This is a genomic window from Acidaminococcus nyctereutis, from assembly GCF_052216985.1.
GTDB lineage: Bacteria > Bacillota > Negativicutes > Acidaminococcales > Acidaminococcaceae > Acidaminococcus > Acidaminococcus fermentans_A.
The window spans coordinates 37505-50716 of sequence record NZ_JBQOUY010000006.1 but is presented as its reverse complement, the minus strand read 5'-3'; the positions used below and the strand labels follow the sequence as shown (position 1 = coordinate 50716).

Annotated in this window: 11 protein-coding genes; 5 read left to right on the top strand and 6 right to left on the bottom strand. The window is 50.4% G+C overall.

What is annotated here, in order from left to right:
• Positions 1-118 precede the first annotated feature (118 nt).
• Genes ACTUHY_RS04775 through ACTUHY_RS04755 form a run of 5 tightly spaced genes read right to left on the bottom strand, consistent with a single transcriptional unit; the run spans position 119 to position 5391 of the window.
• On the bottom strand, positions 119-1459 hold the full coding sequence (locus tag ACTUHY_RS04775) for a M20/M25/M40 family metallo-hydrolase (RefSeq protein ID WP_442826783.1): 1341 nt from the start codon (positions 1457-1459) through the stop codon (positions 119-121).
• Positions 1460-1488: 29 nt separating this feature from the next.
• Positions 1489-2082, bottom strand: coding sequence for a Na+/H+ antiporter NhaC family protein (locus ACTUHY_RS04770; protein ID WP_442826822.1), 594 nt, complete (start codon positions 2080-2082; stop codon positions 1489-1491).
• 7 nt (positions 2083-2089) lie between these two features.
• Complete coding sequence (locus ACTUHY_RS04765; RefSeq protein ID WP_442826782.1) at positions 2090-2902, bottom strand: hypothetical protein; 813 nt, start codon at positions 2900-2902, stop codon at positions 2090-2092.
• A gap of 36 nt (positions 2903-2938) precedes the next feature.
• Positions 2939-4315 (bottom strand): YfcC family protein, encoded by a 1377-nt coding sequence (locus ACTUHY_RS04760; protein ID WP_442826781.1) that lies wholly within the window; start codon positions 4313-4315, stop codon positions 2939-2941.
• A 56-nt stretch (positions 4316-4371) separates the two neighbouring features.
• Positions 4372-5391, bottom strand: a complete 1020-nt coding sequence (locus tag ACTUHY_RS04755) for a C45 family autoproteolytic acyltransferase/hydrolase (RefSeq protein ID WP_442826780.1) — start codon at positions 5389-5391, stop codon at positions 4372-4374.
• Positions 5392-5564: 173 nt separating this feature from the next.
• Here ACTUHY_RS04755 and ACTUHY_RS04750 point away from each other — a divergent pair, with 173 nt between their 5' ends.
• From ACTUHY_RS04750 to ACTUHY_RS04730, 5 genes are all read left to right on the top strand, one after another.
• Complete coding sequence (locus tag ACTUHY_RS04750) at positions 5565-6536, top strand: LysR family transcriptional regulator (RefSeq protein ID WP_442826779.1); 972 nt, start codon at positions 5565-5567, stop codon at positions 6534-6536.
• Positions 6537-6749: 213 nt separating this feature from the next.
• The gene (locus ACTUHY_RS04745) at positions 6750-8141 is read left to right on the top strand and encodes a YfcC family protein (RefSeq protein WP_442826778.1); all 1392 of its coding nucleotides are present in this window, start codon (positions 6750-6752) and stop codon (positions 8139-8141) included.
• Between the two features lie 13 nt (positions 8142-8154).
• Positions 8155-9540, top strand: a complete 1386-nt coding sequence (locus ACTUHY_RS04740) for a C69 family dipeptidase (RefSeq protein ID WP_442826777.1) — start codon at positions 8155-8157, stop codon at positions 9538-9540.
• Positions 9541-9796: 256 nt separating this feature from the next.
• Positions 9797-10795, top strand: a complete 999-nt coding sequence (locus tag ACTUHY_RS04735) for a uroporphyrinogen decarboxylase family protein (protein WP_442826776.1) — start codon at positions 9797-9799, stop codon at positions 10793-10795.
• Positions 10796-10822: 27 nt separating this feature from the next.
• Entirely contained in the window at positions 10823-12010 is a 1188-nt protein-coding gene (locus ACTUHY_RS04730; protein ID WP_442826775.1) for a M24 family metallopeptidase, read from the top strand.
• On the opposite strand, the gene ACTUHY_RS04725 is transcribed toward ACTUHY_RS04730, so the two are convergent.
• Positions 11988-12938 carry a LysR family transcriptional regulator gene (locus tag ACTUHY_RS04725; RefSeq protein WP_442826774.1) on the bottom strand — a complete coding sequence of 317 codons (951 nt, stop codon included), beginning with the start codon at positions 12936-12938 and terminating at the stop codon, positions 11988-11990. The two genes, ACTUHY_RS04730 and ACTUHY_RS04725, sit on opposite strands and share 23 nt — an antisense overlap.
• Positions 12939-13212 lie beyond the last annotated feature (274 nt).

The window sequence follows — 13212 nt, the reverse complement described above, 5'->3', positions numbered from 1 at the left end:
AAGTCAGACACGGCCCGAATGGCCTTGAGACGTCAGACGTCAGCTTTTGTTCGGTCAAGCAGCAGGTCGGTGCTGCTCTTATCGCAGACAATCTGACATCTGACTTCTGATAGGCCCGTCAGGGCCGGTCTGATCCCAGGGCATCCAGCACTTTGATGGTCAGGGCAATCCCCTTGAAATATTCATCTATGGAAAGATGCTCATTGGGGGCATGATTGTCCGAATCCGCGTCGCTCCAGCGGACCTGTATGGCTGGCAGGCCCAGGATATTGGTCCACAGGTAATCCGGGGCGGAGGAGGGCCGGCAGGGATAGATCACATAGGATCCATAGATTTCTCGGGTGACTTCTTCGATGGCCGGCAGGAACGGGGTATCCACAGGGGTCTTGGAAGGCTCCAGATATCCCTCTTCCAAGGTGACCGTTACGGTAGGGTCATCCAGTGCAGCGATATAGTCCTTGACTTTTTGGAATATCTCCAGAGGTTTTTGCCCGGGGACCAGGCGGATATCCAACAGGGCTTCTGCCTCGGCAGGGACGACTCCATTGGCACCGCTCCTGATCCAGCAGATGTTGAAGGTAGGCTGCCCCAGGAGACGGGGATAGAAGTCTTTGCCCAGATGCTGAGGCTTTGCATCATACATCTCATCCAAAGCTTCTTCAGAGGCGGGCAATTTTTCCAAAAGATGCTTTTCCGCATCGGACAGGGGGAGGATGCCGTCATAGAAACCGGGAATCAGGACCTTGTCCCCCTGCTTCATCCCATGGAGGATTTCTACCAGCTTCCAAGCTGCAGAGGGAAGAACCGGGGCATAACGGGCATGGACATGGCGGTTCATGGTTTTTACAGAGAGGCGGATGTTGATGTCCCCTTTGGCTCCCAGAGCGATGATGGGACGGTTGCTGGGATCTTTTGGCCCATCACTGAAGAATACCAGATCCGCCTTCAGATCATTTTTGTGTTCCTGGAGAAATTCCGGAAGTCCAGTGCTGCCTTCTTCCTCGCAGCCTTCAAAGACGAAGAGGAGATTGACTGGCAGGGACCTTCCGGTTTCCTGATAATACCGTACGGCTTCCAAGTGGGCCATCAGGGGGGATTTATTGTCCGCACTGCCTCTGGCGAAGACCTTGCCGTCCCGGACCGTCGGTTCAAAGGGATCCGAATGCCAGTTAGCCAGATCACCTGCCGGTTTTACATCATAATGGGCATAGATCAGGACCGTTTTTTTGCAGGGATCTTGTCCCAGCCTTCCGATCAGCAGCGGATAGGGTTCGACAGGTTCCTTTATAACCTGGATTCCCAAAGCTTCCATCCGATCTTTCAACCAGGCGCAGCATTCGGGGATTCCTTCTCCAGTGGCACTGATGCTTTTATGGCGGATCAGCGAAAACCAGTCTTCTAGGAGAAGAGAACGGTTCCGATCCATATAATCCTGTATTTCTGTAAGTGAATTTGCCATTTTTATGCACCCTTCTTTTTGTTACAGGTTTAAAAAGGCCCATAGTGGATCATTTGGGCAATAAAGACGAGGACACTGCCTACAAGAATCCAGAGAAAGAAAATTTTCCACATGAAACGCATCCAACGGTCATAGGGAATATTTGCCACCCCCAGATTTCCCATCAGTGCACTGGACCAAGGTAAAATGTAATTGCAGAAGCCGTCGCCGAAATGGTAAGCAAGGACGGCTGTCTGTCTTGTAATCCCGACCATATCTGCCAGAGGGGCGAAAATCGGCATGACAGCTCCTGCCTGACCGCTGGCAGAAGTGATGGGAATGTTGATCAGCAGATTAGCCCAGTACATGGCTGCGCCTCTGGCCCCCAAGGGAATCCGGGACATGACGAGGGACAGGGAATGGATGATGGTATCCATGACATGGGCGTTGGAAAAGACGAAAGTGATACCTTTGGCAATTCCGATAATCATGGCCGTTGCCAGGAATTCCTTGCAGCCATCCACGAAATAACGGGCGGTTGTGCTGGGGGAGAATCCTGCGATAAATCCGACGATGATGATCATCCAGATAAATACGATGGAGAGATGCTGAGTCTCCCACTTCCAATAAATACAGCCGTACACCAGGATGCTAAGAGAAATCACAAGCGTCAGGAGACAAAGAATTTTTCTTGGAGTTCAGCGGCTCCTGAGAATTTCCTTCCAGGACTGCTTTATCCTGGGCAGTCTGATCCAAATCATACATAGGACTTTGTTCCGGATGGTCTTTGATCCTTTTTGCATAGTGGACGACAAAGAGAGCCGTGAAAAACCAGAAGACAAACAGGGAGATGAACCGGTAGCCGATACCTGAATAGGGAGGAAGACCGGCTATGGTCTGAGCCACAATCGTAGAAGAGGGATTCAAAGTCCCAGTGGAAAAACCGATGGCGCCTCCCAGGATGGGAATGGCAGCTCCTGTCAGAGAATCAAAGCCCATGGCTTTCGCCATCATGACTAGGATGGGTGTGAACGCCATAAAAATGGTAACAGACTGAGTTGTAGAAATCAGAGCACAGATCAGCATCAAAAGAGGGATGAAGATGGCTTCCTGATTGCCGAACTTTTTGACCACAATCCAAATGAGAGAGTGGATAGAGCCTGTCATCAGCAGCACATGGAAACCTCCACCAGCAATCAATGTACTGAAAATCAGCACATTCTGGGATGAAAAACCCTTTACGACCAGCGTGGGAATCTGCCATAAGTGGACATATGTCTTGGCGATGTAGGAGAATTGATCAGGCTGGACGACTTTGACTCCATTGGCTCCCGTAATCCTTGTATACGCACCGGAAGGTATCAGCCAAGTCAGGATTACGGAACAGATCAAGATCAGGAACAGGAGGACGAACGTGTGGGGAATCTTTACAGAACCATCTTTTTTTCTCTCAAAGATTTTCATATTTCCTCCTTTATAGACAGAGAAAAGTGCCAGGATTCAATAGCCGATCTGAGCGGCAAGCATCAGGAGCAGCGTACCTACGATGACCCAGATCCCGAAAAGCCGGATGGCGAAACGGAACCAACGGTCAAAGGGGATATTGGCGGAACCTACGAATCCCATGGTGGCTGCTGCATGGGGAAGGATGAAGTTGCAGAATCCATCCCCGAAGTTAAAGGCAAGGACGGCTGTCTGCCGGCTGATTCCAACCAGATCGGCGACGGGGATCATGATGGGCATGGTGGTGGCCGCCTGGCCTGAACCGCTGGTGATGAAGAAATTGATGATGACATGGATGTAGAACATGACTGGGGCCTGGAAAGCCTTCGGCACATAGTTCAGGATCTGAGCCAGGTTGAAGACGATAGTATCGATGATCATCCCCTTGTTGATGATCAGGGTGATCCCATAAGCAAAGCCGATCATCATAGCCGTCCCCGCCATCCCTTTGGTGCCTTTGATAAAGGTCTTGCACATATGGTTGGAATCCATGCGGCAGGCGATACCGGTGAAGATCCCCATATAGATGAACATGGTGCCGCAGGTCTGGAGATCCAGCTTCCCTTTCACTCCCAGATAAATCATAGTCAGGATGCAAAGTGAGATGGTGATCAGCCCAGGGATATTTTTCTTTTGAAAGGTGGGGATATGATCCAGGTTCAGATCATCCAGGCCAAGGTCGATGCCATAAACATAGCTTTTGGAGGGATCTTTCTTGATGGAAAGGGCATAATGGACCACGTACAAGATGGTGACGATCAGGAACGGGATCATACAGAAAAGACGGTACCCCAACCCGGAAAAAATCGGAAGTTCCGCAATGGTCTGGGCCGTACCAGTATTGGACAGGTTCATGGCTCCGCAAGAAAAGCCTACGGCGCCTCCCAGCATGATCATGGAAACACCTACGATGGCGTCAAAGCCCAGGGCCTTTGCAATCACCAGGCCGACGGCAGAGAAAGGAATCCAGGAGTTGAACCCGGCAGGGACACAGATGATGGCGAACATGACCATAATCCCGGCAACCACCACCCATTCTTTTCCTCTGACTTTTTGGCTGATGGAACCGGCGGCTCCCTGTAGGACCTGGGAATCCAGGACAATCCCCAGACCACCTCCGGCACACATGAGGGCAAAGATGATCTTGCTGGCTTTGACCATGCCCGGATAGATGAAGTTAAAGATGGTCAGTGGGTTGACCGGGTGCTGGGCAACATAATGGAAAGTGCTGGGATCGACCACGGTCTTCCCTGCAACTTTGATCCGGGTATAACTGCCGGCAGGAATCAGGTAGGTTAAGATACAGGCTAGCACCATGGCTCCGATGATGATCAGGAGAGAGTGCGGGATACGGATTTTTTTTATTGCTTCCATATGATCCTCCTTGTTTGACGTAGAACTCCATGTCGGCGGCTGCAAATTCTACAGTTTCATAACTGATATTCCTGATAGGGATTGCAGCAGGGATTTCCGAAACAGATATAGATTTGATCGGTAGAAAGATCGATGATGATGGAATAGACCGTTGAATGGCCCACATCGTCTGCATGACGGCAGATGGATTCCGGATATCCCTCATGATTCTTCAGGATTTCCATGATGGCGTCGGTATCCAGCTCATCCCGTTTCTCTGCCAAGAGCTTTTTCAGCTGCTTTCCCCGGTCGATGGCCGGGTCGAAGGCTCGATTGCGGGTCGGATCCACGGTGAAGCGGTTCCCAGTCCCGATCATGCCCTGGGTGGGGAGGACTTCGTCTTCGCCTCCCGGATAACATTCAAAGTCCAGCGCTTTCCCTTCCCGGCTGGCCAGCAGCATGTTGGTGGATACGGTCCGGAACCGATTCCTCTGGATGGCGCAGGCTTCTTCAAAGGAGGATGCTTCCCAGACTCTTTTCCGGATGACCGTACCCGGTACGGCAACACCTGCATGATCCATATGGGAGCGGAGCGCTGAATTCACCAGGGCGACTCCTTTGGAATTATACCCATCTCGGATCAATTGGCCTGCTTCGGCCACCCCCAGGGCCCGGAATCCGTCAGGACGGACGATGTGCAGGATCACCAGATGACGGCTGACACCTCTTCCCAGATCGCAGTTCTTGAATATGAATTTTTTCTTTCTTTCCGGGTCCATGAATACGCCGGTGGTACATTCATGCTGCCAGTCGAACTGGGAAATCTCGTAACGGGCATTGACCGCCATGATCTCCCTTACATCCTTTCCGGCGCCGGCAGCGATCCCTTTCAGTTCTTCCATGATTTCCGGCGAGAAGGCTTCAGTGGCCTGATTAAACTTTTCTGCGAAGGTCAGGACCTGGTCCCAGGTGAACTTTTTGGCAAATTTTTCCTGATAATAGCAGATGGCCGTTTCGATTTCCGGTTTCGCCTGCTGGCCGTACTGGACTCCCCGTTCAAAAGGGGTGGCCGCATCCATGTAAATGGTCTTGAACATGCCGAAATCCTCCCTCATGATTTTTCATCTAGCTTACAATACAAAAGAATCATTGCGCGACATTTATCACTATTGTCAGTTTTATTATAGGAATATCCTTTGGAGAAAGATACTATATTCTAGTTAGAAAAATCATAACCGATGGTTATAATAAGAGGAAGGGAGGGGGTACCATGAATACAGATTACATCCGCTACATGAAGATGATCGCCCAGGAAGGCAATGTCAGCCGGGCCGCGGCAGCCCTGTTCATCTCTCAGCCGGCTTTGCTGAAGGCGCTCAACAAAATGGAGGCCAGACTGAAAATCAAACTGTTCACCAGAGAGAAACGGCGCATGATCCTTACCGAAGCAGGAAAAGTGTTCCTGGCAGATGGAGAGAAGATCCTGGCGTTGGAAGACATCCTGCTGAAGAATATGGAGGCCATGTCGGAGGCAAAGAAAGAGACCGTTACGCTGGGGATTCCCGGGGAAAGAGGGGCCAATGTACTGCCGCTCCTGCTCCCTCTGTTCCACAGCGCCTGTCCGGATCATCGGCTGAAAACGGTGGAAGGCTACAGTGAGATGCTGGAAAATTATTTGCTGGATGGCACCATCGACCTGGCTCTCTATACCCTTCCGGTGAACACGGAGTCCCTGGCATGGGAGAAACTGGCGGATGATTACGTGGTAATCGGAGCCTCCAAGCACTCTTCGTTTGCCCGTAAATTCGATCTGTCACAAAATTCCCTGTATTCCCCCTATTATATTTCGCCCCAGATGCTGAAGGGGACCGAATTCAATTTGGTGAAAGAAGGCCGGGGCACCCGGCGGATCGCAGAACAGATCTTCGCGGTGGCTAAGATCCATCCAGCTGTGTACCAGGAATACGACCGCCACCAGACCCTGGTCCGGATCTGTTCCATAACCGATCAGCTCTGCATTACCCCCTGCCACACTCCTCTGCAGCTGGGAATCGCAGACGATATGTGCTTTTTCACGACAGAAAGGGAACTGGTCAACCGCCAGGTCATCATCGCCTGGCTGAAGGATCGGAAACTATCCAAAGAAGAGAAGAAGCTGATCGGATTGGCCAAAGCGGTGGCACAGAAGGTGGGACAGGACGATCCCTGCAGTTTTCACGTGGTGGATGCGATCCTCCGGTGAAAAGAGCAGCTTCCCTGACTGCCGGTTTTTGAGATTCCCCCAGGTTTCAGCATCGGAGCCTGAGAGATTTTTTTGATAGATGGACACAATGGTTCTTTTTTATTATAGGCCTATCGAATCTTTACAATAATTAAGAAAATTATGAATCATATCGAAAAATTATAAAGAGTGGTATAATAAAAATTATCTTATTCTATTGGGGAGGTTTTTGTTATGGGGAAAAAGAAAGATGGGGTCAATTTCAATCCCTATCTGGTTTTGCTGGTGATTGTCCTTCTGTGCACCATTGTCTCTTATTTTGTGGCACCGGGGGCCTATGACCGGGAGAAGATCAATGGCCTGAGCGTGGTCATCGCGGACAGCTATCATCCGGTCCCGAGGACGCCTGTTTCCTTCCTGGAAATGTACCGTTCCATTCCTAAAGGGCTGGAAGGCGCCGCCACCATGATGTTCGTGGTCATGATCATTGGGGGCGTCGTCGAGGTGTACAACCGGACGGGAGCCATCGGAGCGGGCATCAAATCGCTGCTGCTGCTGTCCCACAAGATTTCCAGCCAGTGGATCCTGGCTGTGGTCATGGGAGTCTTCTGTGTCATCGGCGGTATCCTGGGCTGGTCGGAACAAATCATCCCCTTTGTACCGATCATCATTTCCCTGTCGCTGGCTCTGGGCTATGATTCCCTGGTGGGGATGGCCATTTCAGGGTATGCCTGCCTGGTTTCTTTCGCCGTGGGACCGTTCAATGTGTATACTGTGGGAACGGCCGATGTCATTGCCAAACTACCTATGTTTTCCGGGTGGGAATTGCGGCTGGCCGTCCTGGTAATCATCACGGCCCTCAGCATGTTCTGGGTCCTGCGCTATGCAGCCAAAATCAAGAAAGATCCGTCCCAATCTCTGATGAAAGATATCGACCAGAGCGGCTTACAGATCTCCATCCCGGACGATGTCCATATGGACGGGACCAAGACCCTCTCTCTGCTGATCATGGCAGCCTGCTTTGCGTTCACTATCTTCGGCCTCTTGACCTACAAATGGTCCTTCAATGAAATGGGGGCGATCTTCCTGATCGGTGCCACTGCCGTTGGCATCATCAACCGGATGAGTGCAACGGATATGACCAATGCCATGGTCAAGGGAGCACAGGATGCTTTCCCCGGTGCACTGATCATTGGCCTGGCCCGTTCCATCCAGGTGGTCATGGCGGACGGGGGCCTGGTGGATCCCCTTGTCCATGGTTTGTCCAGCCTGATGGGAACGGCCTCCACGTACAGTTCAGCGGTGGGGATGTTCATCGTCAATCTGTTCATCAATGCCCTGATCCCTTCTGGGAGCGGGCAGGCAATGGCCGTGATGCCCATCATGATCCCGCTGGCGGACATGCTCCATATCACCCGGCAGACGGCTGTGCTGGCGTTCCAGTTCGGCGATGGGATTTCTAACACGTTCTGGTTCACCAATGGTACCCTGCTGATTTACTGCGGCCTGGCCAAAGTGCCCCTGAAGATCTGGTACAAGTTCATCATCCCTCTGCAAGTCGTATTTTTCCTGCTGCAATTGGTGTTCCTCTATATTGCAGTGACCATGAATTATGGTCCGTTTTAAGAAAGGTGGATAAATGATGCATGAATTGCTTTCCTGCGATACCCTGGCTGTAGCTGCCGACAGCAGTGCCTGCCGCAGCCATATGATGGCAAAGAACAGTGACCGTCCCATAGGAGAAGCCCAGCCTCTGCAGTGGTTCCCTCCGGCTGACCACGCAGCCGGCGAAATGCTGGCGATCACAGGGATGGAGATCCCGCAAGTCAGCCATACCTATGGGGTCCTGGGATCGAAACCCTATTGGATGTATGGATTCGAAATGGGGGTCAATGACCAGGGCGTGGTGATCGGCAACGAGGCAGAAAATTCCCGGGATAAGGACTGCGAAAAGGCAGAAGGGATCCTGGGGATGGATCTGCTCCGGCTGGGACTGGAGAGAGGAGCGACTGCCCGGGAAGCCCTGGATGTAATCGTGGCTCTGCTGGAAGAATATGGCCAGCTGAGGAATGCCAGTGTCCTGTACCAGTCCCATTATGAAAACTCCTACATCATCATGGACCCCCAGGAAATCTGGGTGCTGGAAACGGCCGGCCGGCGGTATGCCGCCAAACGGGTACCGACGGGGGTCTTCAATATCGGGAACTGCTATACCCTGGAAAAGGATCTGGAACTGGCGTCTCCCGACCTGGAGGCCCATGCACGGGAAAACGGGTGGCTGCTGCCGGATGAACCTTTCAATTTCTCCAAAGCTTATATGAAGGATTTTGCAGCACAGACCCTGGCTATCCCTCGGTGGCGGCGGGTCAGACAGCTGTCTCAGGAAAAGAAGCTCCATGATTTGGACAGCCTGAAGGCAATCTTCCGGGACCATTACGAAGATGACCCGGTGCTGCAGCCTCGTTACGGCGCTTCCACCGGCTATCTGCCCACCGTCTGCCGTCATGCCCTCCAATGGGATATGAGCCAGACCGCTTCTTCCATGATTGCTTGGTACCAGGATGGCATTGGTACCGTGGTGAGAGAAGCCTATTCCCAGCCTTGTTGTTCTCTCTATCTCCCGGCTTATCCGGGGGTTCCCCTGCCTGCGGAAATGGCTTTTGCGGAAGGGACTTTTTCAGAAGACTCCCTGTGGTGGCAGATGGACCAGCTGGCCAAGATCATCGGGATCGATTATGACCGCTTTGCGCCCAGGGTCCAGGAGAAGGTAAAGGAAATCGAAGCGGAAATCGAAGCGATGGCTTCTGCTGCTGAAAAGCAGGCTGCCGGGGCAGAGGACGCAGAGAAGGAACGGATCCTATCCAAGGTGATGGCAGAATGCTCCGCCAAGGCAGGTCGTTTCGCCCGGGAGGAATACGGGCGGATCAAGGAAGAGCTGCAGGCTATCGGCGTCAGAGAACTGTGCGGCCCTCGGGCAGATTTCCTGAAAAAGTATGCAGAAGTGACAAAGATGGACATCCTGTAAGGATGGGGGCAGAATAAGCCGCCAATGTTTTATATAGACGGATAGAGTGAATCATTTCTATCCGTCCTTTTTATTTGTAAAAGTATCCTTTGTTTCAGCGAGAGGACTCTTTCGTTTCCAATCTGCTGCAACAGGCATTCACCTGTAAGGAATCAGAAAAAATACCGTTGGAAATAAAAAGAATATTTAATTAACATTAAATCATAGATAATTTCTTATTCTGAAAGCCGAATGGAATTGGAAAGAGGGAGTTTAGATGACGAAGAAAGAATTGATCCAGGCCGTTTTAAAGGGAGAAAAGACAGATCATATCCCCTATTCGATGTGGAGCCATGTGCCGGGAGTGGATCGGGATCCGGAAGCCATTGCAGAAGAAACGTATCGTTTTTACAAAGAATACGATGTAGATATCATCAAAACCATGAACAATGGCATGTACAGCATTGAGGATTATGGCTGTGAGATCGACTATTCCGAAGTCCTTTCCGGCGGGGTAGCCAAGATCGTCACCACGCCTGTACACAGTGGGGAGGACTGGCTGAAGATCCGGGAAGTCTCCATTGAAGAAGGGGCCTTGAAACGGGAACAGACTTATTTGGCCCTGCTGCTGGAAAAACTGCAGGGGGAGGAAGTCCCTGTGGTCTTCACGGCGTTCAGCCCGATCACTACGGCCAATAAACTGTGCGGCAACAAAGTACAGGAATACATAAAAAATGGGTACGGGAAAGAAGTCCATCAGGCGCTGAAAGCCATCACTGCGACTACCTGCAAATTGGTCCAGAGAGTCATCGAGATGGGGGCTGATGGGATTTTCTTTGCCACCCAATTGTCTTCCTATGCAAAGAGCGATGAGGGATTCTATGAAGAATATGGGGCTCCCTATGACAAAGCGGTCCTGGAGGCTTCCCCGGGATGGTGCAATGTGCTCCACGCCCATGGGGATGAGATCATGTTCGACTTGTTAAAGGATTACCCGGTCCAAATCTTCAATTACCATGCTTGGCAGAGCCTTCCGTCCATGGGAGAAGCCCAGGTTTGTACTGGCAAGACCCTGATGTGTGGGATCGAACGGATGGACATCACGAACCACAGAAAGAACGAGATCCGCAACGAAATCTATGAATCCATCAAACAGACGGGCGGCCGGCATCTGATCCTGGCACCTGGCTGCGTCATCCGGTATCCGCTGGATAAAGAGATGCTGGCTTATGTGAAAAAAGTAAAGGTAGAAATCGAACAGGCCCTGCTGGTATAATAAATAAAACAGCAGGGAGGGATCATTGTGGAAGTAAAAGCATTTATCAAGAAAAGGATTGATAAGCTTAGGAAGACAATGATCTCTCGAGGGATGGGAGCCGTTATCCTGGAAAAGCCAGAGAATATCATGTATTTTACGGGTTTCAATCCAGTGCTGAATTCCATGCCCGTCTTTTTCATCATGGAACAGGATGGTGAACCGATCCTTTTGGTCCACTGTCTCCGGATGAACCATGCACGGGAAGAAAGCTGCATCGATCGGATCGAGACTTATGGCATGTGGGGGGATGTCCCTTCTTTGGCCAAGGAACCGGAGAAAGCCATCCATCTGCTGCTGGGAAAATGCCAAGGGATTTTAGGGCTGGAGACGGATTATATCTCCTTTACCCGATATAAAAATATCTTGCAGAAGATCAAGCCGGAGGGGATCCAAGCCATTTCCTCCATCCTCGACCATCATAAATTGATCAAAGATCCCTATGAAATCAGCAGGATCCGCAGATCGTCTGAGTTGGTAGATTTAGGTGTAAAAACAGCGATTGAATATCTCAGTCAGGGGTATTCAGAAGCAGAAGCCAGTACTGAGGGCCAATATGCCATGCGGAAACTGTGGCACAAAAAATTCCGGGACAGCGAAGTCTGCGGCTATGGGACCAGCGAAGGCGGGATGATCGACAGCCTCCATGTGTGGTGCCTGTCAGAAGGCCATATTGCTTATGGCTGTGACTGTCCCAGACATTATTACCCCAAAGAAGGCGATTTGACGCTTCCCATGGCCTGGGCCAAGACGGATGGCTACCATGCAGAAAACGAGCGGACCATCATCATCGGGCATTTGGATGGATTCAAACAGCATGCCTATGACAGTATGCTGCGGGCGCGGGAAGCGGTTTTCCAAATTTTGAAGCCAGGGACCCTGTTCAAAGACCTGTATTTTGCAGCGGCCAAAGTGTACAGTGAGGCGGGCTTTGAAAAAATCCTCCCTGGCCGTGTGGGTCATGGGGTAGGGTGTTCAGCCCACGAGTTCCCCTCGTTGGATCCTCAAAATATAATTCCCCTGGCTCCGGGAATGGTCATCACGGTGGAGCCAGGGCTGATGGATAAAGCATGGGGCGGCGTCCGCCATTCCGATACGGTCCTTATTACGGAAGACGGGTATGAAAGACTGACACAGTTCGAAGCGGGGAAAATCATCCTTTCTCGACATCGGTGAGGTAATCATGGAGATTTTCTCGGACAATCTGGATAAATGCTTTCAATATAGGATTATTGGCTCCTTCTGAAGGAAAGTTGATGGCCAGGGTCTTACCGATATGGCCGGGAAGCGGATAGATGATATGCTCTTTGGAAAAAGGATAATGGCAGCAGGCCGCCAGTGTCTTCGGACACAGCATAAAGCCCATTTCTGCATAACATAGGGACAGCATGGTCCCCACATCCCGGACCTCCATTTCCTGGACGGGAGTGATCCCGAGCTTTTTCATATAGTCCCGCCCGATTTCCCCCACTAAGGTATTTTGGGACATGGTGATGTAGGGACAATGGGAAAGGATATCTCGGATATATTGCTCATTGTAAAAACGGAATTGATTGGAATTGCGGCTGGGGAAACTTTTGCTGAGTACAGAAGGATGGACAACGAGTATAAAGGGATCATCATAGAGCGGGAGGCTGGTGATCCCTTTTTGTGTTTCCGGGATATAGCCGATGGTGACATCCAAATGCTTCTTGAGCAACAAATCCTCGATTTCCGGCGTATTCCCTTCGAACATCTGAAACTGGACAAGAGGGTATTTTTGCTGGAAGTCTCGGATAATTTGAGGCATCATGAATTGAGCCCGTGAATACGTACAGCCAAGTTTCAGTGAACCGCTTTGGGATGTCTTGAATTTGGCAATATCCATCTCCATTTTTTTCTTCTGGTTCAGCAGGATTTCCGCATGGGTCTTCAACAAAAGCACTGCCGGTGTGATTTCCAGGGGCGGTCCATAATTAAATAGTTTTACACCCAGACTGTGTTCCATCTTTTTGATATGTCCGCTCAAAGTCTGCTGGGTCACATGGAGCTTTTTCGCCGTATTATTGAAATTTAGTTCTTCTGACAGCAGAAGAAAATATTGGAGATTCAGAAAGCTGATCAAGGTTTTTCCTCCTTCTTGGTTTTATTTATTATAGCATATTGCTTGTTTTATCATAATATCATCGTGGATTTGCCTTTTTTGGCAGATTTTTTTACAAAGTCTTTAACAGGTATAAGCCTGTAGAAAGATAAGAGAAATACATGTTGGAACTTTAAAACAAAAATATGTAAAATTTATGTGAAGTTGAAAATGAAACAATCCAAACCATTAAAAACAGTTTTTGTTAAATGCTCTTTTTACGGATCAAACTTTAACAATGAGCATCTGAAATAGA